This is a genomic window from Pseudomonas sp. Marseille-Q5299 (genome assembly GCF_943737035.1).
Classification (GTDB): domain Bacteria; phylum Pseudomonadota; class Gammaproteobacteria; order Pseudomonadales; family Pseudomonadaceae; genus Aquipseudomonas; species Aquipseudomonas putida_E.
The window spans coordinates 267,158-290,720 of record NZ_CALSFR010000001.1 but is presented as its reverse complement, the minus strand read 5'-3'; the positions used below and the strand labels follow the sequence as shown (position 1 = coordinate 290,720).

Annotated in this window: 25 protein-coding genes; 6 read left to right on the top strand and 19 right to left on the bottom strand. The window is 63.6% G+C overall.

What is annotated here, in order from left to right; genetic code table 11:
• The first annotated feature begins 47 nt into the window (after positions 1-47).
• The 3 genes from dnaX (at position 48) to recR (ending at position 3,329) form a co-directional block, all read left to right on the top strand.
• Positions 48-2,123 (top strand): DNA polymerase III subunit gamma/tau, encoded by a 2,076-nt coding sequence (gene dnaX / locus NGJ21_RS01170; RefSeq protein WP_251961705.1) that lies wholly within the window; start codon positions 48-50, stop codon positions 2,121-2,123.
• Positions 2,124-2,186: 63 nt separating this feature from the next.
• Positions 2,187-2,522 carry a YbaB/EbfC family nucleoid-associated protein gene (locus NGJ21_RS01165; RefSeq protein ID WP_012315418.1) on the top strand — a complete coding sequence of 112 codons (336 nt, stop codon included), beginning with the start codon at positions 2,187-2,189 and terminating at the stop codon, positions 2,520-2,522.
• A gap of 204 nt (positions 2,523-2,726) precedes the next feature.
• A complete protein-coding gene (gene recR, locus NGJ21_RS01160) occupies positions 2,727-3,329 on the top strand; it encodes a recombination mediator RecR (RefSeq protein WP_012315417.1) in 603 nt (200 codons plus the stop codon).
• 111 nt (positions 3,330-3,440) lie between these two features.
• On the opposite strand, the gene NGJ21_RS01155 is transcribed toward recR, so the two are convergent.
• The 16 genes from NGJ21_RS01155 to ccoN (NGJ21_RS01080) all read right to left on the bottom strand — a co-directional run bounded on the left by NGJ21_RS01155 (position 3,441) and on the right by ccoN (NGJ21_RS01080) (position 19,009).
• Positions 3,441-3,989, bottom strand: a complete 549-nt coding sequence (locus NGJ21_RS01155; protein WP_003254303.1) for an adenine phosphoribosyltransferase — start codon at positions 3,987-3,989, stop codon at positions 3,441-3,443.
• A gap of 55 nt (positions 3,990-4,044) precedes the next feature.
• Positions 4,045-4,779 (bottom strand): Crp/Fnr family transcriptional regulator FnrA, encoded by a 735-nt coding sequence (gene fnrA, locus NGJ21_RS01150; protein ID WP_012315416.1) that lies wholly within the window; start codon positions 4,777-4,779, stop codon positions 4,045-4,047.
• A gap of 185 nt (positions 4,780-4,964) precedes the next feature.
• Complete coding sequence (gene hemN / locus NGJ21_RS01145; protein ID WP_115274246.1) at positions 4,965-6,347, bottom strand: oxygen-independent coproporphyrinogen III oxidase; 1,383 nt, start codon at positions 6,345-6,347, stop codon at positions 4,965-4,967.
• A gap of 108 nt (positions 6,348-6,455) precedes the next feature.
• Positions 6,456-7,139, bottom strand: coding sequence for a sulfite exporter TauE/SafE family protein (locus tag NGJ21_RS01140; protein ID WP_115274247.1), 684 nt, complete (start codon positions 7,137-7,139; stop codon positions 6,456-6,458).
• Positions 7,132-7,344: a cbb3-type cytochrome oxidase assembly protein CcoS gene (gene ccoS / locus NGJ21_RS01135; RefSeq protein ID WP_046785296.1), complete on the bottom strand. Its 213-nt coding sequence runs from the start codon at positions 7,342-7,344 to the stop codon at positions 7,132-7,134. Before ccoS ends, NGJ21_RS01140 begins: the two co-directional genes overlap by 8 nt.
• A gap of 13 nt (positions 7,345-7,357) precedes the next feature.
• Complete coding sequence (locus NGJ21_RS01130; protein ID WP_251961704.1) at positions 7,358-9,802, bottom strand: heavy metal translocating P-type ATPase; 2,445 nt, start codon at positions 9,800-9,802, stop codon at positions 7,358-7,360.
• Between the two features lie 191 nt (positions 9,803-9,993).
• Positions 9,994-10,521: a FixH family protein gene (locus NGJ21_RS01125; RefSeq protein ID WP_046785426.1), complete on the bottom strand. Its 528-nt coding sequence runs from the start codon at positions 10,519-10,521 to the stop codon at positions 9,994-9,996.
• Between the two features lie 15 nt (positions 10,522-10,536).
• Positions 10,537-11,952, bottom strand: a complete 1,416-nt coding sequence (gene ccoG / locus NGJ21_RS01120) for a cytochrome c oxidase accessory protein CcoG (protein WP_046785294.1) — start codon at positions 11,950-11,952, stop codon at positions 10,537-10,539.
• 276 nt (positions 11,953-12,228) lie between these two features.
• On the bottom strand, positions 12,229-13,209 hold the full coding sequence (gene ccoP, locus NGJ21_RS01115) for a cytochrome-c oxidase, cbb3-type subunit III (protein WP_046785293.1): 981 nt from the start codon (positions 13,207-13,209) through the stop codon (positions 12,229-12,231).
• On the bottom strand, positions 13,206-13,403 hold the full coding sequence (locus NGJ21_RS01110; protein WP_012315408.1) for a CcoQ/FixQ family Cbb3-type cytochrome c oxidase assembly chaperone: 198 nt from the start codon (positions 13,401-13,403) through the stop codon (positions 13,206-13,208). The genes ccoP (NGJ21_RS01115) and NGJ21_RS01110 overlap by 4 nt, the downstream gene beginning before the upstream one ends.
• A 5-nt stretch (positions 13,404-13,408) precedes the next feature.
• The gene (ccoO, locus tag NGJ21_RS01105) at positions 13,409-14,017 is read right to left on the bottom strand and encodes a cytochrome-c oxidase, cbb3-type subunit II (RefSeq protein ID WP_046785292.1); all 609 of its coding nucleotides are present in this window, start codon (positions 14,015-14,017) and stop codon (positions 13,409-13,411) included.
• Positions 14,017-15,459 (bottom strand): cytochrome-c oxidase, cbb3-type subunit I, encoded by a 1,443-nt coding sequence (gene ccoN / locus NGJ21_RS01100; RefSeq protein WP_251961703.1) that lies wholly within the window; start codon positions 15,457-15,459, stop codon positions 14,017-14,019. The genes ccoO (NGJ21_RS01105) and ccoN (NGJ21_RS01100) overlap by 1 nt, the downstream gene beginning before the upstream one ends.
• Positions 15,460-15,827: 368 nt before the next feature.
• Positions 15,828-16,769: a cytochrome-c oxidase, cbb3-type subunit III gene (ccoP, locus tag NGJ21_RS01095; RefSeq protein WP_251961702.1), complete on the bottom strand. Its 942-nt coding sequence runs from the start codon at positions 16,767-16,769 to the stop codon at positions 15,828-15,830.
• Positions 16,766-16,957: a cbb3-type cytochrome oxidase subunit 3 gene (locus NGJ21_RS01090; RefSeq protein WP_012315404.1), complete on the bottom strand. Its 192-nt coding sequence runs from the start codon at positions 16,955-16,957 to the stop codon at positions 16,766-16,768. Before NGJ21_RS01090 ends, ccoP (NGJ21_RS01095) begins: the two co-directional genes overlap by 4 nt.
• A 5-nt stretch (positions 16,958-16,962) precedes the next feature.
• On the bottom strand, positions 16,963-17,571 hold the full coding sequence (gene ccoO, locus NGJ21_RS01085; protein ID WP_023381403.1) for a cytochrome-c oxidase, cbb3-type subunit II: 609 nt from the start codon (positions 17,569-17,571) through the stop codon (positions 16,963-16,965).
• Positions 17,572-17,584: 13 nt separating this feature from the next.
• A complete protein-coding gene (gene ccoN / locus NGJ21_RS01080; protein WP_012315402.1) occupies positions 17,585-19,009 on the bottom strand; it encodes a cytochrome-c oxidase, cbb3-type subunit I in 1,425 nt (474 codons plus the stop codon).
• 49 nt (positions 19,010-19,058) lie between these two features.
• Between ccoN (NGJ21_RS01080) and NGJ21_RS01075 the strand changes: the two genes are divergently transcribed.
• A complete protein-coding gene (locus NGJ21_RS01075) occupies positions 19,059-19,751 on the top strand; it encodes an alpha/beta family hydrolase (RefSeq protein WP_251961701.1) in 693 nt (230 codons plus the stop codon).
• 159 nt (positions 19,752-19,910) lie between these two features.
• On the opposite strand, the gene ppnP is transcribed toward NGJ21_RS01075, so the two are convergent.
• Both ppnP and NGJ21_RS01065 read right to left on the bottom strand, forming a co-directional pair.
• Entirely contained in the window at positions 19,911-20,195 is a 285-nt protein-coding gene (gene ppnP / locus NGJ21_RS01070) for a pyrimidine/purine nucleoside phosphorylase (RefSeq protein WP_012315400.1), read from the bottom strand.
• A 92-nt stretch (positions 20,196-20,287) separates the two neighbouring features.
• On the bottom strand, positions 20,288-20,833 hold the full coding sequence (locus NGJ21_RS01065) for a 3'-5' exonuclease (RefSeq protein ID WP_119687513.1): 546 nt from the start codon (positions 20,831-20,833) through the stop codon (positions 20,288-20,290).
• Positions 20,834-20,996: 163 nt separating this feature from the next.
• On the opposite strand from NGJ21_RS01065, the gene NGJ21_RS01060 reads away from it, so the two are divergent.
• The gene (locus tag NGJ21_RS01060; RefSeq protein WP_251961700.1) at positions 20,997-21,797 is read left to right on the top strand and encodes a substrate-binding periplasmic protein; all 801 of its coding nucleotides are present in this window, start codon (positions 20,997-20,999) and stop codon (positions 21,795-21,797) included.
• Between the two features lie 64 nt (positions 21,798-21,861).
• Entirely contained in the window at positions 21,862-22,875 is a 1,014-nt protein-coding gene (locus tag NGJ21_RS01055; RefSeq protein ID WP_115274251.1) for a GNAT family N-acetyltransferase, read from the top strand.
• Positions 22,876-22,954: 79 nt separating this feature from the next.
• Here NGJ21_RS01055 and NGJ21_RS01050 read toward each other — a convergent pair whose 3' ends face one another.
• Positions 22,955-23,485 (bottom strand): RNA polymerase factor sigma-70, encoded by a 531-nt coding sequence (locus NGJ21_RS01050; protein WP_119687510.1) that lies wholly within the window; start codon positions 23,483-23,485, stop codon positions 22,955-22,957.
• Positions 23,486-23,563 lie beyond the last annotated feature (78 nt).

Genomic DNA, 23,563 nt, shown 5'->3' with positions numbered 1-23,563 from the left:
GCTAGCATTAGCGATCTTCCGCTCGATCAGGCTACGATGGTTTTTCGATGAGTTATCAGGTTCTTGCACGTAAATGGCGTCCGCGCTCGTTCCGCGAAATGGTCGGCCAGGCCCATGTGCTGAAGGCCTTGATCAATGCCTTGGACAATCAGCGCCTGCACCACGCCTACCTGTTCACCGGTACCCGGGGCGTGGGCAAGACGACCATCGCCCGTATTATCGCCAAGTGCCTGAACTGCGAAACCGGCATCACCTCCACGCCATGTGGCACCTGTTCGGTGTGCCGGGAGATCGATGAAGGCCGTTTCGTCGACCTGATCGAGATCGACGCCGCCAGCCGCACCAAGGTCGAGGACACCCGCGAACTGCTCGACAACGTGCAGTACGCCCCCAGCCGCGGGCGCTTCAAGGTCTACCTGATCGACGAAGTGCACATGCTGTCCACGCACTCGTTCAACGCCTTGCTCAAGACGCTGGAAGAGCCGCCGCCCTACGTCAAGTTCATCCTCGCCACCACCGACCCGCAAAAGCTGCCGGCCACCATCCTGTCGCGCTGCTTGCAGTTCTCGCTGAAGAACATGAGCCCGGAGCGGGTGGTCGAACACCTGAGTCATGTCCTGGAGGCCGAGAACGTTCCGTTCGAGCCTGATGCCCTGTGGCTGCTGGGCCGCGCTGCCGATGGTTCGATGCGTGACGCCATGAGCCTCACCGACCAGGCGATCGCGTTCGGTGAGGGCAGGGTGTTGGCCGCCGATGTGCGGGCCATGCTCGGCAGCCTCGATCACGGCCAGGTCTATGGTGTGCTGCAGGCGCTGCTGGAAGGGGATGCGCGGGCGCTGCTGGAGGCGGTGCGCAACCTCGCCGAGCAGGGGCCGGACTGGAGTGGCGTGCTGGCCGAAATGCTCAATGTGTTGCACCGGGTCGCCATTGCCCAGGCGCTGCCCGAGGCGGTGGACAATGGTCAGGGTGATCGCGACCGAGTGCTGGCGCTGGCGTCGGCCTTGCCTGCCGAAGATGTGCAGTTCTATTACCAGATGGGCCTGATTGGCCGACGCGACCTGCCCTTGGCACCCGACCCGCGGGGCGGTTTCGAAATGGTCCTGCTGCGGATGCTGGCGTTCCGACCGGCCGATAGCGACGATGCGCCGAAACCGGTACTAAAGCCGGTGGGGATCAGCCAGGCCACAGCTGATCCTGCAACCCCGGTGGCAGCGCCCACGGTGGTCCCCGACGCGCCTGTCGTTGCTGCCGCAGCACCCGCTGCAGTGGTTGCGGCCCCGCAAGCCGAGCCTGCGGCTGCCGTCGAGGCAATGTCGGCTGCGCCACCACAACCTGAGCCCAAGGCCGAGCTGGCCGAGCCCGAGCCGGCACCGGAAGAGGAAGTCATCGACCTGCCCTGGGAGGAGCCTGCTGCCAAGCCTGCTCCCGTTGCCGTTGAGCCGGAGCCGGAGCCTGCGCCTGCGCCGGCTGCCGCGCCCCAGCCCTCAGTCGCTGAGCCGCAAGATGCCCAGCCGGCCTATGACGAGCCGCCATTCGATCCGTCTGCCTACGCCTCGGCGGGCATGGAGCGTGATGACGAGCCACCGATGGATGAGGACTACTATGGCGGCGAAAGCGACCCGGTGGGCTTCAGCTATCTGGACGAGCTGGTCGAGCACGTTCAGGAAGAGGCCCCCATCGCTGCGCCCGAGCCGCTGCCGGCCGCCAAGCCCGCCACCGGCCTGGCCCTGCAATGGCTGGAATTATTCCCACAGTTGCCTGTGTCCGGGATGACAGGCAACATCGCCGCAAACTGTACGCTGATGGCCGCAGACGGTGACGACTGGCTGCTGCACCTTGACCCGGGTCAGGGCGCCTTGTTCAACGCCACCCAGCAACGCCGGCTGAATGAAGCGCTCAACCAGCACCTGGGGCGCACGCTGAACCTGCGCATCGAGCTTATCCTGCCCGAGCAGGAAACCCCGGCCCAGGCAGCCTCGCGCAAGCGTGCCGAGCGCCAGCAGGACGCCGTGGCGTCGATCGAGCAGGATCCGTTGATCCAGCAGATGATCAAGCAGTTCGGTGCGACCGTGCGGCAGGATACTATTGAACCTGTAGAAGCCCTGGTCAGTCAGGGTCAGTAACGGATAACCATGCGGCCGGCCTGCGGCGGGCTGCATCACACGACCCAATCGAGGTATACCCCCATGATGAAAGGTGGCATGGCCGGCCTGATGAAGCAGGCCCAGCAGATGCAGGAAAAAATGGCCAAGATGCAGGAAGAGCTGGCCAACGCCGAAGTGACGGGCCAGTCTGGTGGCGGCTTGGTCAGCGTGGTGATGACCGGTCGTCATGACGTCAAGCGCGTCAGCATCGATCAAAGCCTGATGTCGACTGAAGAAGACGACAAGGAAGTGCTCGAAGACCTGATTGCTGCTGCACTGAACGATGCCGTACGCAAGGTCGAGCAGAGCAGCCAGGAAAAAATGGGTGGCATGACTGCAGGCATGCAGCTGCCGCCGGGCTTCAAGATGCCGTTCTAAGGCATTTGCAGTTGAAAAGCCGCCGCTGGGTTCCAGGGCGGCTTTTTTTGTGGTGTTGTTTACAGGTCGTTGCTGATGCGGCCGGGCGCATGCCTGGATGTTCTGGCGGCCTTTGGATCGAGCGCCGCTTGTGATAGGTGAGATTTGACGCTGTCAGGCTGCGCCGGTATAAACCGCCTCTCATAGAATTATCAGGCCTTTCCCATGAGCTTCAGCCCCCTTATCCGCCAACTGATCGACGCCCTGCGCACGCTGCCGGGCGTCGGCCAGAAAACCGCCCAGCGCATGGCCCTGCAGTTGCTGGAACGCGACCGCAGTGGTGGGGTGCGCCTGGCCCAGGCGCTTAGCCTGGCCATGGAAGGGGTTGGCCATTGCCGCCAGTGCCGCACCTTGACCGAACAGGAGTTGTGCCCGCAATGCGCTGATACGCGCCGCGACGATACCCAGCTGTGCGTGGTGGAGGGGCCGATGGATGTGTATGCGGTGGAGCAGACCGGCTATCGCGGTCGCTACTTCGTGCTCAAGGGGCACTTGTCGCCGCTTGATGGCCTGGGGCCTGATGCTATTGGCGTGCCGCAGCTGATGGCGCGGATCGAGGAGCAGGGCAGCTTTACCGAGGTGATCCTGGCCACCAACCCGACTGTGGAAGGGGAGGCGACAGCACATTACATCGCGCAGTTGCTGGCCGAGAAGGGGCTGGTAGCCTCGCGGATTGCCCATGGCGTGCCGCTGGGCGGCGAGCTGGAGCTGGTCGACGGCGGCACCCTGGCACATGCCTTTGCGGGGCGTAAGCCGATTTCCCTTTGATTTGAATTGCTGGGGCCGCTGTGCGGCCCTTTCGCGACATAAGGCCGTACGCGGTCCCCTGTAGGGGCGGCCTTGTGTCGCGAAAGGGGTGCAAAGCACCCCAAGAATCACTCAGTACTCGCTCAGCGAAAACTCGGTCAGGCAGAAGGTCGGCACACCCGCCGCCTGCAGCCGGCGCGAACCGTCCAGCTCAGGCAGGTCGATGATCGCCGCCGCCTCGAACACCTGTGCACCGGTGCGGCGCACCAGGTTGGCTGCGGCCAGCAGTGTGCCGCCGGTGGCGATCAGGTCATCGAAGATCAGCACCGAATCGCCTTCGCACAGGCTGTCGGCATGCACTTCCAGGAAGGCTTCACCGTACTCGGTCTGATACCCCTCAGATAGTACGTCAGCCGGCAGTTTGCCTTGCTTGCGGAACAGGATCAGCGGCTTGTTCAACTGGTGGGCGATGATCGAGCCGATCAGAAAGCCCCGGGCATCCATGGCGCCGATGTGGCTGAACTCCGCCTCGACATAGCGTTCGATGAACTGGTCGGCGACATAACGCAGCCCGCGTGGCGACTGGAACAGCGGGGTGATGTCGCGGAAGATCACACCCGGCTTGGGGAAGTCCACTACCGGGCGGATCAGGGCTTTGAGGTCGAAGGCTTCGCTGTGCATTGTTGCAGGTATCCTGAAAAACGAATGCGCCAGTATACCTTTTTCAAGCAGGCTTTCAGGCCTCCATCGCACCACCGGCCAGCGCACACAGCTGGATCGGGTCGAGGATGTGCACTTCCTTGCCCTCGGCGCGCAGCAGGCCGTTCTGCTGGAAGCGGGTGAACACCCGCGACACGGTTTCAACGGCCAGGCCCAGGTAATTGCCGATTTCGTTGCGCGACATGCTCAGGCGGAACTGGTTGGCCGAATAGCCGCGGGCGCGGAAGCGTGCCGACAGGTTGACCAGGAAGGTGGCAATGCGCTCATCGGCGGTCTTTTTCGACAGCAGCAGCATCATTTGCTGATCGTCACGGATCTCACGGCTCATCACCCGCATCAGCTGGCGGCGCAGCTGGGGTAGTTGCACCGACAGCTCATCGAGGCGCTCGAACGGGATTTCGCACACCGAGGTGGTTTCCTGCGCCTGGGCCGAGACCGGGTAGGCTTCAGTGTCCATGCCGGACAGGCCGACCAGTTCGCTGGGCAGGTGGAAGCCGGTGATCTGCTCCTCGCCGCTGTCGCTCAGGCTGAACGTCTTGAGGGCGCCGGAACGTACGGCGTAAACCGAGCCGAAATTGTCACCCTGGCGGAATAGGAACTCGCCCTTTTTCAGCGGGCGTCCGCGTTTGACGATTTCATCCAGTGCATCCATGTCTTCCAGGTTGAGCGAAAGAGGCAGGCACAGGGGGGCCAGGCTGCAATCCTTGCAATGGGCCTGGCCGTGGGCGCGCAGTTTGACTGGCTCGGACATTTGAATCGATCCTTGTGGGAAAGCACACATAAGTCGTAAGGGTAACCTACGGCATAGGGTGTAGGCCAGTGTGCGCGAGGATGATGCGCCTTGGCCGAACCCCAGCTGCATCATGCCGGGGGTCCGTTCTTGCCCATAGTGTGCCTGGCAAGCGGGCTTGTCCACACGGTCAACGATTCGCTTGGCTAGATCACCCGCGAGAATCGCTGACGGTCGTGCATCGCCAGATACGCGTCGAACACCATGCATACCGAGCGGGCCAGCAGGCGCCCGGCCGGCAGGATGCGGATGCCCTTTTCGTCGAGGCGGATCAGGCCGTCCTTTTGCATGTTCAGCAGCGCTGGCCAAAGATCGTTGAAATAGCCCCGAAAATCGATGGTGAAGGCGCTTTCGATCGGCTCGAAGTCGAGCTCGAAGTGGCAGATCAGTTGCTGGATCACTGCCCGTCGCAGGCGGTCATCGTGATTGCACAGCAGCCCGCGCTGGGTTGCCAGCTGGGAGCCGGACAGCGCGTCCTGATAGGTATTGAGGTCGCTGCTGTTCTGGCAGTACAGGTCGCCGATCTGGCTGATTGCCGAAACCCCCAGGCCGATCAGGTCGCAGTGGCCGTGGGTGGTGTAGCCCTGGAAGTTGCGCTGCAGGGTACCTTCTTCCTGGGCGACGGCCAGCTCGTCGTCGGGCAGGGCGAAGTGGTCCATGCCGATGTAGCGATAGCCGGCGGCGGTGAGCTGCTCGATGGTGGCCCGGAGCATCTCCAGCTTGGCTGCCGGGGCCGGCAGGTCGTTGCTGTCGATACGGCGTTGCGGCATGAAGCGCTCAGGCAGGTGAGCATAGTTGAAGACCGAGAGGCGGTCGGGCTGCAGGCGGATCACTTCCTCAACGGTGCGGGCGAAGCCTTCCGGGGTCTGCTTGGGCAGGCCGTAGATCAGGTCCAGGTTGACCGAGCGGAACTGCAAGGTGCGCGCCGCCTCGATCAGGGTGCGGGTCTGTTCCAGGCTCTGCAGGCGGTTGATCGCGCGCTGCACCGCAGGGTCCAGGTCCTGCACACCGAGGCTCACGCGGTTGAAGCCCAGTTCGCGCAATAGGCCCATGGTCGACCAGTCGGCCTCGCGCGGGTCCAGTTCGATGCCGTAGTCGCCGGAATCATCGTCCAGCAGGTTGAAGTGCTGGCGCAGGGTGGCCATCAGCTGGCGCAGTTCCACATGGCTGAGGAAGGTCGGCGTGCCGCCGCCCAGATGCAACTGTTCAACACGCTGTTTAGGGTCCAGGTGGCAGGCGATCAGCTGGATTTCCTGCTCCAGGCGCTGCAGGTAGGGTGCGGCTCGGCCACGGTCCTTGGTGATCACCTTGTTGCAGGCGCAGTAGTAGCAGATGTTGGCGCAGAACGGCACGTGTACGTACACAGACAGCGGGCGCACGGCCCGGCGGCTTTCGCGCAGGGCGTGGAGCAGGTCGAACGAGCCGACTTCGCTGTGCAGTTGCACCGCGGTCGGGTAGGAGGTGTAGCGCGGGCCGGCCAGATCGTAGCGGCGGATCAGGTCGGCATCCCAGCGTAGATCTTCGAGCATGTGGGCGGTCCCCGGAATGAGCAGCAGTGCCCCGGAGTCTATGGTCGTCTGTAGGAATCTGTGTTGATTTGTATCAAGAGCTAGGGGGCCGCTGCGCAGCAGCGCCTGTCAGTGCCCCATCAGCCAATGCTGGTGCGGCCCCGGCAGTGTCCACAGGCCGAACAGGATGACCAGCAGTCCTCCTGCCATACGCACGCTACGCCGCCGCAACAGGCTGTTGACCCGCTCCGCCGCCAGCCCTGTGGCCAGCAGCACCGGCCAGGTACCCAGCCCGAACGCCAGCATCAGCGCCGCGCTATACCCCGCATTGCCCTGGCTGGCTGCCCACAGCAAGGTGCTGTAAACCAGCCCGCATGGCAGCCAGCCCCACAGCGCGCCAAGCAGCAGGGCCCGGGGCAGGCTGGAGACCGGCAACAGGCGCGAGGCCACTGGCTGGATATGCCGCCAAAGCCCTCTGCCCAGTGCTTCGATGCGTGTCAGCCCGCTCCACCAGCCGGCCAGGTACAGGCCCATGGCGATCAGCAGCAACGCGGCCACCACCCGCAGTGCCAGGGCGGCAGGGCTGCTGGCTACCGCCCAGCCGGCCAGGCCCAGCAGCAGGCCGGCGCAGGCGTAGCTGAGGACCCGCCCAAGGTTGTACGCCAGCAGCAGGCGCAGGCGCCGACCGCGTTGCTCCCGCGGGATCGCCAGGGTGAGTGCGCCCATCAGGCCGCCGCACATGCCCAGGCAGTGGCCGCCGCCGAGCAGGCCGAGGACCAGCGCGGAGCCGAGCAGGGGAAGCAGGTCAGGCACGGGGTGGTTGGTCCTTGTCTTGCGGCTCGTCGGGCTCTTGTTTGACAGCAGCCTGGTGGCGTGGGTCCTGGTCGTCGAACAGGATGCTGTGGGCAGGGCTTTCAAGGTCGTCGTACTGGCCGCTGTCCACCGCCCAGAAAAAGATGTACACGGCGACGCCGACGAGCAGCAGGGCGGCCGGGATCATGACATAGAGGGCTGGCATGGGCGGCTCCTGATCAGGCAATGGCAGGTTGTGGGGCGCTGGCGGTGGCCGCCACGCCCGGCAGCCGGGTCAGGCGCAGGGCATTGAGGACCACGATCAGCGAGCTGACCGACATGCCGACGGCGGCCCATACCGGGGTGATCCAGCCGAGCGCGGCAAACGGCAGCATGAGGCCATTATACAGGGTCGCCCAAAGCAGGTTCTCGAGGATGTTGCGGCGGGTGCGGCGGGCCAGGTCGAAGGCGTGTACCAGCGCTTGCAGGCGGTTGCTCAACAGCACTGCATCGGCACTGGTCTTGGCAAGGTCGGTGGCACTGCCCATGGCAATGCTGATATCGGCGGCGGCCAGCACCGGCACATCGTTGACCCCGTCACCCAGCATCAGAACCTTGCGCCCGGAGGTCTGCAGAGCCTTGAGCCGGTCCAGCTTGTCGTCCGGGCGCAGGCCGCCAATGGCCTGGTCGATACCCAGCTGAGCGGCCACTTCAGCGACCATGGGCGAGCTGTCGCCCGATAGCAGCAGGGTGCGCCAGCCGCGCGCCTTACAGGCCGCCAGCAGGGCAGGGGCGTCCTCGCGCAGGCGGTCGTCCAGGCCGAACCAGGCCAGTGGGCCTTGGCGATCACCCAGCAGTAGCCATTGGCCGCGGGGCTCCGGGACAGTCGGGATTTCGGCGCCGCTGAGGGCGCAAACGAACGTGGGCTGGCCGATGCGCAGGCGTTGCCCGCCGACCAGCCCTTCCAGGCCCAGCCCAGGTACCGTTTGCACATCCTCCGCAGGCTCGGCATTGCGACCGAAGGCGCGGGCGATGGGGTGCTCGGAGCGGTTTTCCAGGGCGGCGGCAAGGGCCAGGCAGCGGTCGGCGGCCACCGCGCCCAGCGGGCGAATGCTGCGCAGCGTCAGGCGGCCCTCGGTGAGCGTGCCGGTTTTGTCGAAAATGACCGTGTCGATCTGGTTGAGGCCTTCCAGTACATGGCCGCGGGTGACCAGCAGGCCGAGCTTGTGCAGCGTACCGGTGGCGGCGGTCAGTGCAGTAGGGGTGGCGAGCGAGAGCGCGCATGGGCAGGTGGCTACCAGCATGGCCAGGACAATCCAGAACGCCCGTGTCGGGTCCAGGTGCCACCACCACAGGCCTATGACGATGGCGGCCACCAGCGTGAACAGCAGGAACCATTGCGATGCGCGGTCGGCAATCTGCGCCAGGCGTGGCTTTTCCGTCTGCGCGCGTTCCAGCAGGCGGACGATGGCCGACAGTCGCGACTCCTGGCCAAGGGCTTCGATTTCTACGTTCAGCGTGCTTTCGACATTCAGGGTGCCGCCGGTGACCCGGTCGCCGGCCCGCCGCGGTTGCGGCAGGTACTCACCGGTCAGCAGCGACTCGTCGACGCTGGAGCGGCCTTCGACAATGCGCCCGTCAGCCGGGATCACTGCGCCGGGCAACACCTGCACGGTGTCGCCGCGTTGCAGTTCGCTGAGCAGGATGCGCTCGCTGCGGCCAAGGCTGTCCAGGCGCAGGCAAGAGGCCGGTAGCAGGTTGACCAGTTGCGCGGTGGCCGCTGCCGTACGCTCGCGGGCGCGGCGTTCAAGGTAGCGGCCGGTGAGCAGAAACAGTGCGAACATGCCCACGGTGTCGAAATACAGTTCGCCACTGCCGGTGATGGCCGTCCAGATCCCGGCACCAAAGGCCAGGGCGATGGCCAGCGATACCGACACGTCCATGGTCAGGTGGCGGGTGCGCAGGTCGCGTGCGGCCCCTTTGAAGAAGGGCGCGCAGCTGTAGAACACGATCGGGATGGTGAGAAACAGCGCCACCCAGCGCAGGATGGTGTGCAGCTCGGGCGACAGGTCGATGTTGAATTCCGGCCAGGTGGCCATGGTCGCCATCATCGCCTGGAACCACAGCAGCCCGGCCACGCCCAGCCTGCGCAGGGCGCTGCGGTTTTCGCGGGCCAGTTGCTCGGCGGCCTGGTCTGGCTGGTAGGGGTGGGCGGCGTAGCCGATCTGGCGCAGCTCGGCCAACAATCGCGAGAGCGGCAGGCGTTGGTCTTCCCAACTGAGCAGCAGGCGATGGTTGGACAGGTTAAGGCGTGCGTCGGCCACGCCGGGCAGGTTGCGCAAGTGCTTTTCGATCAACCAGCCGCAGGCGGCGCAGCTGATGCCTTCGACCAGCAGGGTGGTTTCGGCCAGCTCGCCCTGGTGGCGGACGAAGGTCTGTTGCACGTCGCTGCGGTCGTACAGGGCCAGTTCGTCCTGCAACTGCTTGGGCAGGGCTTCGGGGTTGGCGCTATTGTCGCTGCGGTGCTGGTAGTAGTGTTCCAGCCCGCCGGCGACGATCGACTCGGCCACTGCCTGGCAGCCGGGACAGCAGAACTGCCGGGGCTGGCCGAGGACCACGGCGGTGAAGCGGCTGCCCGGGGGGACGGGCAGGGCGCAGTGGTAGCAGGGGGTGGGCTGGGTCATCACATCATTGCCTTACATATATCGGCTGGCCGGCGCGTTCCCCTGTAGGAGCGGCCTTGTGTCGCGAAAGGGGCGCGAAGCGGCCCCAAATTTTGAGCTTCGCAGCATAGATTGCTCAGCTTGGCAGCATAGGTTGCAGGGGCCGCTTCGCGCCCCTTTCCGACCGGTCCGGCGCCCCGGCAAGGCCGCTCCTACAAGTGTTCAGCGCCCTGGATGGCTTCATCGCCCAATTGCAAGGTCACACCATGCGCCACTTTTTCCTCCTCGAACAAGCGCCACACCTGGCCGCTTTCGCTACCCAGCAGCTCGACAAAGCGGCGCCCGTCCACCTTGTCTTCCAGTTGCCCCACATAGCGCCCTGCCTCGACCCGGCTCAGCAGCACCTTACGGTCCTTCTCTGGCTGGGTAGGTGAAATCAGGTTCAGCTCCAGGCTCTGCGGGTCGCTGCTGCCGGCCAGGCGCAGGTCCACTTCGCCCGTCAGCTCGTCCAGGTGCACGCTTGCCTTCAAGCCCAGGTTCTGCGCCAGCAATTCACGGTCCAGCGAGCGGTTGATGCCTTTGCCAGCCTCGTAGTAGTTGTCGTTGACCAGGTTGTCGGGGTTGTTCACGGCGATGCTGACCATGGTCAGGCTCAGGCATACCGAGGTGGTGAGGATGCCGATGATGATCCAGGGCCAGAGGTGCTTGTACCAAGGGCTGGTGGCGGTGGCGGCAGGCATGGTTCGCGTTCTCTCTCAGCGGATCTGTGGGCCGATGAAGCGGCTCTTGGCTTCGACCTCGGCAGCGCTGTCATCGGCGCTTTTGAGGGTGAAGGTGATTTCGTTGGTGGTCGAGGGCAGCTTCTCGGGGGCGACCGACAACTGCACCGGCAGGCTGACGATATCGCCGGCGGCCACGCGGATTTCCCGCTGGCCTTCGAGCCGCAGGTCAGGCAGGCCAGCGGCGTCCAGCACGTACACGTGATCACGCTGGTCCTTGTTCATGACCTTGAGGCTGTACACGTTCTCGATACGCCCCTGGGCGTTCTCGCGGTACAGCACGCGGTCCTTGCTGACGTCGAAGCCCACCAGCGAGCGGGTGGCGAAGGCGGTGGCCAGGGCGCCGATCATCACCAGCAGCACCAGTGCGTAGCCGATCAGCCTTGGGCGCAGCATGTGGGTCTTCTGCCCCGACAGGTTGTGTTCGGTGGTGTAGCTGATCAGGCCTTTGGGGTAGTTCATCTTGTCCATGATGCTGTCGCACGCGTCGATGCAGGCGGCGCAGCCGATGCACTCGATCTGCAGCCCGTCGCGTATGTCGATGCCGGTGGGGCAGACCTGTACGCACATGGTGCAGTCGATGCAGTCGCCCAGGCCCTGGGCCTTGTAGTCCGTGTCCTTCTTGCGCGGGCCGCGAGTTTCACCGCGGCGCGGGTCGTAGGAGACGATCAGGGTGTCCTTGTCGAACATCACGCTCTGGAAGCGTGCGTAGGGGCACATGTACACGCACACTTGCTCGCGCAGCCAGCCGGCGTTGCCGTAGGTGGCCAGGGTGAAGAAGCCGACCCAGAAGTAGGCCCAGCCATCGGCCTGGCCGGTGAAGAATTCGATGGCCAGTTCGCGAATCGGCGAGAAGTAGCCGACGAAGGTCATGCCGGTGACGAAGCCGATCAGCAGCCACAGGCTGTGCTTGGTGAACTTGCGCAGGAACTTGTTGGCGCTCATCGGGGCCCGGTCAAGCTTCATGCGCTGATTACGGTCGCCTTCGGTGACCTTTTCGCACCACATGAAGATCCACGTCCACACGCTTTGCGGGCAGGTGTAGCCGCACCATACGCGGCCGGCATACACGGTAACGAAGAACAGGCCAAAGGCGGCGACGATGAGGATGCCCGAGAGCAGGATGAAGTCTTGCGGCCAGATGGTGGTGCCGAAGATGTAGAACTTGCGCTCGGGCAGGTTCCACCAGACGGCCTGATGGCCGCCCCAGTTCAGCCAGACAGTGCCAAAGTACAAAAGGAACAGCGCTGCCCCGCCGACCATCCGCAACCTGCGGAACAGGCCGGTGAAGGCGCGGGTGTAGATTTTCTCGCGAGAGGCGTAGAGGTCGACGGAATCCTTCCCTTTGCTGGCAGGCGGGGTAACGTCATGTACCGGAATTTGCTTGCTCATCATCAAGTCCCACGGCAGTGGAGAAATGCCGCGGCCAGTGCGTGCCGGCCGCAGTCTCGCGCATTCTGCTAGCGCTGCGCCCCATGATACGCCGCTGATGGCACGCCGGGGTCGCTCTGCGACCTTTAGTCGCGTTGGGTTCGGGGTGTTGATCGTGTTAAGGCGGGTGTCAATTGATCCAGGTCATCTAGCGCTGAATCTACCGGCCCTATCGCCGGCAAGCCGGCTCCCACGCGGTGCGGGGGCCGGCTTGCCGGCGATAGGCCAGTGCAGGCATCACTCGGCCTTTTCAGGCTCCTGCTCCTGATGCGACAGGCTGTACACATAAGCCGCCAGCAGGTGAACTTTGTCATTGCCCTGCAGTTGCTCCTGCGCCGGCATCTGCCCCTGGCGACCATAACGGATGGTCTGTTGCAACTGAGCGAAGCTCGAACCGTAGATGAACGCCTGCGGGTGGGTCAGGTTCGGCGCGCCCATGGCGGGTGTGCCTTTGCCTTCAGGGCCATGGCACGCCACGCAGTTGGCGGCGAAGATCTTCTGCCCGTTCTCGACATCGGCCTTGGCGCCTTCAGGCAGGCTGCGACCATCGAGCTTGCTGATCACGAAGGCTGACACGTCGGCCACGCCTTGCTCGCCGATCACCTCCGCCCACGCCGGCATCACGCCATGGCGGCCGCCCATGATGCTGGCCTTGATGGTTTCCGGCTCGCCGCCCCAGCGCCAGTCGTTGTCGGTGAGGTTGGGGAAGCCGTAGGCGCCCTTGGCGTCGGAGCCGTGGCACACCGAGCAGTTGGACGCAAACAGCCGCGCGCCCATCTTCAGCGCTTGCGGCTGCCTGGCCACTTCTTCGATAGGCATGGCCGCATACTTGGCGAAGATTGGCCCGAAGCGGGCATCGGCCTTGGCCATTTCTTTTTCCCACTCGTGCACGCCGGTCCAGCCGGGCTGACCGTTGGTGAACTCGGTCTGCTTGTCGTTATCCAGGTACGAATACCCAGGCAGCACGCCTTTCCAGTTGCCCAGGCCCGGGTACAGCACCAGGTAGCCGAGGGCGAAAATGATGGTGCCGACGAACAGCCAGAACCACCATTTGGGCAGGGGGTTGTCGTATTCCTCGATGCCATCGAAGGCATGCCCGACGGTTTCGTCGGTGACCTCTTCGCGCTGGCCCTTGCGGGTCGACAGCAGTAGCCAGGTCAACGCGAAGATGGTGCCCAGGGTCAGGACGGTGACGTACAGACTCCAGAAGGTTGTCATTGTTGTTTGCTCCCAGAAGCTTTTGCTTGCGCTTGCTCGACGTGCGTTTTGGCCTCGGGGTCATCGGCGAACGGCAGTTGGGTTGCCTCGTCGAACTCCTGTTTGCGCCGTGGGTTGAACACCCACAGCGCCAGGCCCACGAAGGCCACCATCACCACGACGGTGCCCAGGCCGCGAATCATCCCGATATCCATCAGCGTCACCGTTTGCTTTTGATGATGGTGCCAAGACCTTGCAGGTACGCGACCAGTGCGTCCATTTCGGTCTTGCCCTTGACCGCGTCGCGGGCACCGGCGATGTCGGCATCGGTGTACGGCGTGCCCAGGGTACGCAGCACTTCCAGCTTCTTCGCGGTGTCTTTGCCGTCGAGCGTGTTCTCCACCAGCCACGGGTAGGATGGCATCTTCGACTCCGGCACTACGTTGCGCGGGTTGTACAGGTGTGCGCGGTGCCAGTCATCGGAGTAGCGGCCACCGACGCGGGCCAGGTCCGGGCCGGTACGTTTGGAGCCCCACAGGAACGGGTGGTCCCACACGCTTTCACCGGCCACCGAGTAGTGGCCGTAGCGCTCGGTTTCGGCGCGGAACGGCCGGATCATCTGCGAGTGGCAGCCCACGCAACCTTCGCGGATGTAGATGTCACGGCCTTCGACTTCCAGCGCGGTGCGCGGCTTCATGCCTTCGACGGGTTTGTTGGTGACGTCCTGGAAGAACAGCGGGACGATCTGGGTGAGGCCACCGACGCTCACGGCGATGACCATGAAGAAGGCCAGCAGGCCGATGTTCTTCTCGACAGCTTCATGCTTCATCAGTGGGCTCCCACAACGACGATCTTGGCGGCTTCATCCGCTTCTGCCGGGTTGGCGGCGCGTACGGTGCGCAACACGTTGTAAGCCATCAGCAGCATGCCGGAGGCGAAGAACGCACCGCCCAGTGCGCGGACGATGTAGCCCGGGTGGCTGGCCTGCAGGGCTTCGACGAAGGAGTAGGTCAGCGTGCCGTCATCGTTGATGGCGCGCCACATCAGGCCTTGGGTGATGCCGTTGACCCACATCGAGGCGATGTACAGCACGGTGCCGATGGTCGCCAGCCAGAAGTGCGCGTTGATCAGGCCCACGCTGTGCATCTGATCGCGGCCATACAGGCGCGGGATCATGTGGTACACGGCGCCGATCGAGATCATCGCCACCCAGCCGAGCGCGCCGGCGTGTACGTGGCCGATGGTCCAGTCGGTGTAGTGCGACAGCGAGTTCACGGTCTTGATGGCCATCATCGGGCCTTCGAAGGTGGACATGCCGTAGAACGCCAGCGATACCACGAGGAAGCGCAGGATCGGGTCGGTGCGCAGTTTGTGCCAGGCACCGGAGAGGGTCATCATGCCGTTGATCATGCCGCCCCAGCTCGGCGCCAGGAGGATGATCGACATCACCATGCCCAGCGACTGCGCCCAGTCGGGCAGCGCGGTGTAGTGCAGGTGGTGCGGGCCTGCCCAGATGTACAGGGTGATCAGCGCCCAGAAGTGGACGATCGACAGGCGATACGAGTAGATCGGCCGCTGGGCCTGCTTGGGCACGAAGTAGTACATCATCCCCAGAAAGCCGGTGGTGAGGAAGAAGCCCACGGCGTTGTGGCCGTACCACCACTGGATCATCGCGTCGGTGGCGCCGGAGTAGGCCGAGTAGGACTTGAACAGGCTCACCGGCAGCGAGATGTGGTTGACGATGTGCAGCATCGCGGTAACCACGATGAAGGCGCCGTAGAACCAGTTGCCGACGTAGATGTGCTTGGTCTTGCGCTTGACGATGGTGCCGAAGAACACCAGCCCGTAAGTCACCCAGACGATGGCCAGCAGGATCGCCAGTGGCCACTCGAGCTCGGCGTATTCCTTGGTGGTGGTGTAGCCCATCGGCAAGGTGATCAGCGCACCGACGATCACGGCCTGCCAACCCCAGAAGGTAAAGGCGGCCATGCTGTCGGAAATCAGCCGGGTCTGGCAGGTTCGCTGCACCACGTAGTAGCTGGTGCCGAACAACGCACAGCCGCCGAAGGCGAAGATGACCAGGTTGGTGTGCAAGGGGCGCAGGCGGCCGAAGCTGGTCCAGGGCAGGTCCAGGTTCAGTTGCGGCCACACCAGCTGCGAGGCGATGAAAACGCCCAGGCCCATGCCAAGGATCCCCCAGACCACCGTCATGATGGCGAACTGGCGGACGACCTTATAGTTATAAGCAGTCGGACTGATTGCTGTGCTCATTCTAAGGTTCCACGGTTTTGGTGTTCTTGTTGGTTGAAAAATCGGCGCCAGTATCGATAACCGCCAGGGTTATGGCAACGCAAGGAGCCCTGCGCCGACCCGTGTCCGGGCCCTTATGCCGGTGTCCCGCGGCAATAGGGTTCGGGCGATTGTACACAAATAAATATTTGTAATGTGTACCGTTTTTCATCTTTTTCTGATCGATCGGTCAAGCTTTTTTTCCAGGCGGCGTCAGGCGATGCACCGCGTCTGCTTCGCTGGATTGACAGCGAAGGCCACTGTGGCAACAAGCTTAGTTCTGTTCGGAGGGGGTGCAAGGCGGGGCTAGGGGCGGGGAGGTGCTGGGGCCGCTTTGCGGCCCCGGGGTGTTACTTGGCAGTCACGGTTGCAGGCATATCACCCTGCGAAAGGCTGTACACATAAGCCGCCAGCAAATGCACCTTGTCGTTGCCCTGGATATCCACCTGGGCCGGCATTTGCCCCTGGCGGCCATAGCGAATGGTCTGCTGCAGCTGGGCAAAGCTCGAACCGTAGATGAACGCCTGCGGATGGTTCAGGTTAGGCGCGCCCATGGCTGGGGTGCCATTGCCCTCGGGCCCGTGGCAGGCCCCGCAGTTGCCGGCGAAGATCTCCTTGCCCTTGGCCACATCAGCCTTGGCGCCTTCCGGCAGGCTGCGGCCATCGAGGTTGCTCAGCACGTAGGCGGCTACATCCGCCACGCCCTGTTCGCCGATCACCTCAGCCCAGGCGGGCATCACGCCGTGGCGGCCATTCATGATCGACGCCTTGATGGTTTCGGGCTCGCCGCCCCAGCGCCAGTCGTTGTCGGTCAGGTTGGGGAAACCATAGGCGCCTTTGGCGTCCGAGCCGTGGCACACCGAGCAGTTGGAGGCGAACAGGCGGCCGCCCATCTTCAATGCCTGCGGGTCCTTGGCCACTTCCTCGACCGGCATGGCCGCGTATTTGGCGAAGATCGGGCCGAACCTGGCGTCGGCCTTGTCCATTTCCTTCTGCCATTCGTTCGCGCCGGTCCAACCATTCTCGTAGCCGGGCAGGACGCCCTTCCAGTTGCCCAGGCCCGGGTAGAGGATCAGGTAGCCCACCGCGAACACCAGGGTGCCGACGAACAGCCAGAACCACCACTTGGGCAGCGGATTGTCATACTCCTCGATGCCGTCGAAGCTGTGCCCCATGGTCTGGTCGGTGGTGTTGCTGCTCTGGCCCTTGCGGGTCGACAGCAGCAGCCAGGTCAGGCCGATCAGGCTGCCGATGGTCAGTACGCAGATGTACGTACTCCAGAAGGTAGTCATTGGGGATTACTCCTCATGCCAGTGTCCTGCCCGGCAGGGGGCAGGCGGTCGTCGACGAAGGGCAGCAGGCGCGCTTCGGCGAAATCATGGTCGCGGCGGCGGTTGAACACCCACAGCGAAAGGCCGATGAAGGCAATCATCACCACCAGGGTGCCCACGCCGCGGATCATGCCGATATCCATTTCCATCGCACTCACCTCTTGTTCTTGATCGCGGTGCCGAGCACCTGCAGGTAGGCGACCAGGGCGTCCATCTCGGTCTTGCCCTTGACCGCATCACGCGCACCGGCAATGTCCTCGTCGGTGTACGGCACCCCCAGGGTGCGCAGGGTGCGCATCTTGGTGTCGGTGTGGCTGTTGTCGACCTGCTGGGCGACGAGCCATGGGTAGGACGGCATCTTCGACTCCGGTACCACGTTGCGCGGGTTGTACAGGTGCGCGCGGTGCCAGTCGTCGGAGTAGCGCCCGCCGACCCGGGCCAGGTCCGGGCCGGTACGCTTGGAGCCCCACAGGAACGGGTGGTCCCACACACTTTCACCGGCCACCGAGTAGTGGCCGTAGCGTTCGGTCTCGGCGCGGAACGGGCGGATCATCTGCGAGTGGCAGCCCACGCAACCTTCGCGGATATAGATATCGCGGCCTTCAAGCTGCAGCGCGGTGTAAGGCTTCATGCCTTCGACCGGCTTGTTGGTGACGTCCTGGAAGAACAGCGGGACGATCTGGGTCAGGCCGCCGATGCTGACGGCGAACACCATCAACAGGGCCAGCAGGCCGACGTTTTTTTCGATGACTTCATGTTTCATCAGGCAGGTCTCCTCAGGCCAGCTGGGCGTTGGCAGGGGCGGCCTCGGTGGCCGGTGCACGTACGGTGCGCCAAGTGTTCCAGGCCATCAGGAACATGCCACTGAGGAAGATCGCGCCACCGACGAAACGCACGATGAAGCCCGGGTGGCTGGCCACCAGGGTTTCCACGAACGAGTAGGTGAGCGTGCCGTCGCTGTTCACCGCGCGCCACATCAGGCCCTGGGCGATGCCGTTGACCCACATCGAGGCGATGTACAGCACGGTGCCGATGGTCGCCAGCCAGAAGTGCGCGTTGATCAGGCCGATGCTGTACATGCGTGCCTTGCCGAATACTTGCGGAATGGTGTGGTACAGCGCGCCGATGGAGATCATCGCCACCCAGCCGAGGGCGCCGGCATGCACGTGGCCGATGGTCCAGTCGGTGTAGTGGGACAGGGCGTTGACCGTCTTGATGGCCATCATCGGGCCTTCGAAGGTGGACATGCCGTAGAACGCCAGTGATACCACAAGGAAGCGCAGGATCGGGTCGCTGCGCAGTTTGTGCCAGGCACCGGACAGGGTCATCATGCCGTTGATCATGCCGCCCCAGCTGGGGGCCAGCAGGATCAGCGACATCACCATGCCCAGCGACTGCGCCCAGTCGGGCAGCGCGGTGTAGTGCAGGTGGTGGGGACCGGCCCAGATGTACAGGGTGATCAGCGCCCAGAAGTGGACGATCGACAGGCGATAGGAATACACCGGGCGTTCGGCCTGCTTGGGCACGTAGTAGTACATCATCCCCAGGAAGCCTGCAGTGAGGAAGAAGCCCACGGCGTTGTGGCCGTACCACCACTGCACCATGGCGTCGGTGGCCCCGGCGTAGACCGAGTACGACTTGGTCAGGCTGACCGGCAGTTCGAGGTTGTTGATGATGTGCAGCATGGCCACGGTCAGGATGAAGGCACCGAAGAACCAGTTGCCGACATAGATATGCTTGGTGGTGCGCTTGATCAAAGTGCCGAAGAACACGATGGCGTAGCAGACCCAGACGATGGTGATCAGGATGTCGATCGGCCATTCCAGCTCGGCGTATTCCTTGGAACTGGTGTAACCCAGCGGCAAGGTAATGGCCGCCAGCAGGATGACCAGTTGCCAGCCCCAGAAAGTGAACGCGGCCAGCCCTGGTGCGAAGAGGGTGGTCTGGCAGGTGCGTTGCACCGAATAATAGGAGGTGGCGAACAGAGCGCAGCCGCCGAACGCGAAGATCACCGCATTGGTATGCAGTGGGCGCAGGCGGCCGAAGCTGGTCCAGGGGAGGTCGAAGTTAAGGGAAGGCCAGGCGAGCTGGGCGGCGATGAAGACGCCGAGCCCCATCCCGACGATTCCCCACACCACCGTCATGATGGCGAATTGGCGGACCACCTTGTAGTTATAGGCGGTACTGCTGGTTGTGTTCATGTATGGGTTCCCATCCACGGTTATTGGCAGGCTTTACAGCGAGGCAAGCATGATTAATGGGCAATGTGCCGGTATTGACGGGGATCAATGGGCGAAGATCGCAAATGTCCCAGGCTTGCACTGCAATCCGGCGCAGAATCAGCAAGATGGCCATGCTGCGGCGTGCCTGATCCTGGCCCATGGCGCTGGCGCGCCGATGGACAGCGGGTTCATGGATGAAATGGCGCAAAGGCTGGCGGCGCTTGGCGTAGGGGTGGTTCGCTTCGAGTTCCCCTACATGGCCGAGCGCAGGGTTGGGGGTGGCAAGCGGCCACCCAATCCACAGAAGGTGCTGCTCGAATGCTGGCGCGAGGTGTACCGGCAGGTGCGACCTTTGGTCGCGGGCAAGCTGGTGATTGGTGGCAAGTCCATGGGCGGGCGCATGGCCAGCCTGCTGGCCGACGAGTTGGGTGCTGATGCGCTGGTGTGCCTGGGCTATCCGTTCTATGCCGTGGGCAAACCGGAAAAACCACGGGTCGAGCATTTGGCGGGCTTGCAGACACCGACGTTGATCGTGCAGGGCGAGCGGGATGCGCTGGGTAATCGTGAAGCCGTGCAGGGGTATGCGCTGTCACCGTCGATCGAGGTGAGCTGGCTGGTGGCAGGCGATCATGATCTGAAACCGCTGAAGGCTTCGGGGTTCAGCCATGAGCAGCATTTGCAGGCGGCGGCTGAGAAGGTTGCGGGGTTCCTCAGAGGCTGACTACCTGTAGGAGCGGCCTTGCCGGGGCGCCGGACCGGTCGGAAAGGGCTGCGAAGCAGACCCAGGATTCAGCAGCGCAACAACAATTGCTGGGTCTGCTTCGCAGCCCTTTCGCGACACAAGGCCGCTCCTACAAGCGACCGTGTGTGCAGCAACAGATCAGTCGCGGTACTCGCACAGGTAGGCAGTGTCCACCGCCACTTTCAGCTGGAACTTGCTGTCGGCGGCCACATTGAACTTGTCGCCGGCGTTGAAGGTTTCCCAGTTGTCGCTGCCCGGCAGCTTGACGGTCAGTGCACCGGAAACCACGTGCATGATTTCGCGCTTGGCGGTGCCGAACTCGTATTCGCCCGGTGCCATGACGCCGACGGTGGCCGGGCCTTCAGTGCCTTCGAAGGCGATCGACTTGACGGTACCATCGAAGTACTCGTTGACCTTGAACATGGGGCGACTCCTGAAAAAGAGGGGATGAAAAAGGGCTGGCCAGTATGCCCAAGCCCATCCGCCCCGTCATCTGCTTTCAGGCGGCCCAGAGCTCAAATGCCCGGCAGGCTCAAGGGCAATAGCCGCGCGGTATTGCGGGCATCCTCCAGCGCCCGGTGCTGTTGCCCGCAAAAATGCATACCGGCCAGTTGCAGGGCACCGTTGAGGCCCGTCGGACGCTGCAGGTGACGAGCCTTGGCGAAGCGCTGCTTGAGGTTGATATGCGGCAGGTCGCGCAACAGGCTGTCGAGCTCATGTTGCTGCCATTCCTGCAGTAACTGCTGGCGGTCGTAATCACCCCAGCTGACCCAAGCCTGCAATTGCCCGCGATGGTGCCCCAACCAGCGTTCGAAACGCGCCCATACCTCGGGAAATGGCGCTGCGCTATCCACATTGGCCTGGCTGATGTGCGTCAGTTCGCGGCAGAACGGCGTCAGTTGCGGCCGCCGCCTGGGCCGCACGAAGCGCTGGAAGTGGTCCACTTCGCGGCCTTCACGGGTCACCAGGCTGGCGCCGATTTCAATGATTTCCATCTCCGTCACCGGCCAGCCACCGTCATCGGTGGTAGCTTCCAGGTCGATCACCAACCAGTGGCCCATACCAGGCTCCCTCGCCATACATGCCAAAGCAGCGTAGCCAATGTCGGGCGTCACGGCATCCCCTGGCAAAATGCCCTCACTTTGGCATAACCAGCAGTTGTGCCTTGCCAGGAAAACGCCTAGCTTAGGCGCATCCAGGTATGAACCGTGATGAGTGTCCGTCTTGACTCCAGCGCCCGGCCTGAAGGCTTTGACCACCCTGTTGATGCTGGCCGCGGTATGGCTGGCGGCACCGGTCTGGGCTGCCGACGCCATCGAGGTAAAGGTCGGCGCTGCGCATTTTCCGCCTTATACGGTTCGCCCCGAGCAGGGTGCCGACACCGGGCTGCTGCCGCAACTGGTCGAAGCGTTGAACCGCCTGCAGCAAGATTATCGCTTCGTGCTGGTGCCCACATCGATTCAGCGGCGCTTTGGCGATTTCCAGCAAGGCCGTACCGATATGGCCATCTTCGAAAACCCGCAGTGGGGCTGGCAACGGATACCGCATCAGGCGGTGGATATGGGCCTGGAAGATGCAGAGGTGTTCGTGGCCAAACAGGCCGATGGCCGGGACCAGCATTATTTCGATGATCTCGCCGGCAAGCGCCTGGCGCTGTTCAACGGCTACCACTATGCATTCGCCCGTTTCAATCCGGACCCCAACTACCTGCGCAAGGCCTACAACGCCACGCTGACCTATTCGCACGACAGCAACCTGCTGATGGTCCAGGCTGGCCGAGCCGACATCGCGCTGGTGACGCGCTCTTACCTCAGTGATTTCCTGGCGCGCAACCCGGCCAGTCACAGCCGGTTGATCGCCTCCACGCGCATCGACCAGGTCTATCATCACTATGCTTTGCTGCGCCCCGGCGCGCCTATCAGCGATGCGCAATTGGCCGCGCTGCTGCGCCACCTGCGTGACACCGGCGAGCTGGCCCGCATCTTCCAGCCTTACCGGATCACCGTCCACGCTCCCCATGACTAAATTCCCCGATTGCAGTGACGTTTTCAGAAGTGAGCCTTTCTTTCATTTTCTGTGAGCCCTGACCATGCCGTTCGATGCCGCTTCGCAACCCTTGTCACAGCCTCGCTGGCGCAGCCTGAGCGCTGAAGAGGGCGATTGCTGGTTGAGCCTGACCCTGGAGGGCCGCCCGCTGATCCAGGTGCGCCTGGCGCCAGCCGCTACCCTGGCGGTGCATGTTGAACGCCTGTGCCCCGAACGCCCACAGCAGGCCCTGTGGGCCGCCTGTTATTGGTTGTTGTCGCGTGACCCAGCCTGCCAGCGCCTTGCCTGGCACCTGCCGCAGTCTGTACCTGAGGCCCTTGCCAGCGGCCTGCTGCTCACCACGCAACAGCCGGGCGTATACCTGTGCGAGCGCTCCATGTTCTGGCAATTGCCACAGCCCTGGCTCGGCCAGCCGGTCAGCGGCGCGTACCCGCAACAGATGCAGATCAGCAATGGCAAACGCCACCCGCGCCGCGCACCCAAGCCCCGTGGCGAGGTGTATCGGCGCTTCGATGCGCGCCTGGGGAGTTGGGTGTCGCTGCGCACCCTGGAGCTCGAACAGGACCTGGAGCGCTTCAATCGCTGGCAGAACGATCCGCGTGTGGAGCAATTCTGGCAGGAGGGCGGGTCGTTGGAGCAGCACAGGGAATACCTGGCCAAGCTGGAAGCCGACCCGCACACCGTGACCTTGATCGGCTGCTTCGACGATCAGCCATTTGCCTACTTCGAGGCTTATTGGGCCAAGGAGGACCGCATCGCGCCGTTCTATCAAGTTGACGACTACGACCGCGGCATCCACATGCTGGTGGGTGAGCAGGCGCATCGCGGTCCGCACAAGGTCGCCAGCTGGCTGTCGGCGCTGGTGCACTACCTGTTTCTGGATGACCCACGCACCCAGCGGGTGGTGGCCGAGCCCCGTGCCGACAATGGCAAGATGATCGGCTACATGCACGACCAGTGCTTCCATTGCGACAAGGAGTTCGATTTTCCGCACAAGCGCGCAGCGTTGATGATCCTGGGGCGGGAGCGGTTTTTCGATCGCTGCAGGCTGGCTTAGGGGGCGCTTCGAGCTGCAAGCTTCAAGCTGCAAGAGAAGGGCGCGTCGCCGCTGATTCATCTTGCAGCTTGCAGCTGCTTCAGGCCTGGCGGCTGGCGGTCTTGCGGCAATGAACCAGCGCATCACGGATCATGAAGTTGACCAGCGTGGGCGACACGCCCAGCTCCTTGGCGATGTCTTTCTGCGGCACGCCGTGCAGGCGGTACATCTCGAAAGCGTAACGGGTGCGCTGGGGCAGCTCGTTGAGCGCCTCGGCAATGTGCTCGAGGGCCGCCAGGTTGATGTGCGTGGCCTCGGGCGAGGCGTTCTGGATGACCACGTTCAAGCCTTCCTCTTCGCTGCCTGAGTACCTGAGCTCCATCGCCTGCTTGCGGTAATGGTCGATGGCCAGGTTGCGCACGATCTGGAACAAGTAGCTGAGCTGGGCCTTGAACGACGAGGTGATCTGGGGGGCGGCGCCGAGCCGGAAAAAAGCGTCCTGCACCACGTCTTCGGCCCGTGAGCGGCAGCCGGTGATGCGGGCTGCGATCTTGACCAGGATGCTGCGGTTGTCGACGAATGCCTGGAGTAATGGTGAATCGCACTTACTTGTGGATAGTTGTTCCGCCATGGAAATCACCTTGTCACAGAGGGGAATAGGAGCACCCCACTTGGGGAAGCTTCCTACGACGTGCGACAAACTATTCAG

Coding starts and splice junctions, on each gene's coding strand:
- ccoP (WP_046785293.1), bottom strand. CDS start 13,209: ATGACAACCTTCTGGAGTCTGTACGTCACCGTCCTGACCCTGGGCACC.
- ccoN (WP_251961703.1), bottom strand. CDS start 15,459: ATGAGCACAGCAATCAGTCCGACTGCTTATAACTATAAGGTCGTCCGC.
- NGJ21_RS01125 (WP_046785426.1), bottom strand. CDS start 10,521: ATGCCTGCCGCCACCGCCACCAGCCCTTGGTACAAGCACCTCTGGCCC.
- dnaX (WP_251961705.1), top strand. CDS start 48: ATGAGTTATCAGGTTCTTGCACGTAAATGGCGTCCGCGCTCGTTCCGC.
- ccoO (WP_023381403.1), bottom strand. CDS start 17,571: ATGAAACATGAAGTCATCGAAAAAAACGTCGGCCTGCTGGCCCTGTTG.
- ccoO (WP_046785292.1), bottom strand. CDS start 14,017: ATGAAGCATGAAGCTGTCGAGAAGAACATCGGCCTGCTGGCCTTCTTC.
- NGJ21_RS01110 (WP_012315408.1), bottom strand. CDS start 13,403: ATGGATATCGGGATGATTCGCGGCCTGGGCACCGTCGTGGTGATGGTG.
- recR (WP_012315417.1), top strand. CDS start 2,727: ATGAGCTTCAGCCCCCTTATCCGCCAACTGATCGACGCCCTGCGCACG.
- ccoG (WP_046785294.1), bottom strand. CDS start 11,952: ATGAGCAAGCAAATTCCGGTACATGACGTTACCCCGCCTGCCAGCAAA.
- NGJ21_RS01050 (WP_119687510.1), bottom strand. CDS start 23,485: ATGGCGGAACAACTATCCACAAGTAAGTGCGATTCACCATTACTCCAG.
- NGJ21_RS01090 (WP_012315404.1), bottom strand. CDS start 16,957: ATGGAAATGGATATCGGCATGATCCGCGGCGTGGGCACCCTGGTGGTG.
- hemN (WP_115274246.1), bottom strand. CDS start 6,347: ATGCTCGAAGATCTACGCTGGGATGCCGACCTGATCCGCCGCTACGAT.
- ccoP (WP_251961702.1), bottom strand. CDS start 16,769: ATGACTACCTTCTGGAGTACGTACATCTGCGTACTGACCATCGGCAGC.
- NGJ21_RS01055 (WP_115274251.1), top strand. CDS start 21,862: ATGCCGTTCGATGCCGCTTCGCAACCCTTGTCACAGCCTCGCTGGCGC.
- NGJ21_RS01075 (WP_251961701.1), top strand. CDS start 19,059: ATGATTAATGGGCAATGTGCCGGTATTGACGGGGATCAATGGGCGAAG.
- NGJ21_RS01155 (WP_003254303.1), bottom strand. CDS start 3,989: ATGCACAGCGAAGCCTTCGACCTCAAAGCCCTGATCCGCCCGGTAGTG.
- ppnP (WP_012315400.1), bottom strand. CDS start 20,195: ATGTTCAAGGTCAACGAGTACTTCGATGGTACCGTCAAGTCGATCGCC.
- ccoS (WP_046785296.1), bottom strand. CDS start 7,344: ATGCCAGCCCTCTATGTCATGATCCCGGCCGCCCTGCTGCTCGTCGGC.
- fnrA (WP_012315416.1), bottom strand. CDS start 4,779: ATGTCCGAGCCAGTCAAACTGCGCGCCCACGGCCAGGCCCATTGCAAG.
- NGJ21_RS01130 (WP_251961704.1), bottom strand. CDS start 9,802: ATGACCCAGCCCACCCCCTGCTACCACTGCGCCCTGCCCGTCCCCCCG.
- ccoN (WP_012315402.1), bottom strand. CDS start 19,009: ATGAACACAACCAGCAGTACCGCCTATAACTACAAGGTGGTCCGCCAA.
- NGJ21_RS01065 (WP_119687513.1), bottom strand. CDS start 20,833: ATGGGCCACTGGTTGGTGATCGACCTGGAAGCTACCACCGATGACGGT.
- NGJ21_RS01165 (WP_012315418.1), top strand. CDS start 2,187: ATGATGAAAGGTGGCATGGCCGGCCTGATGAAGCAGGCCCAGCAGATG.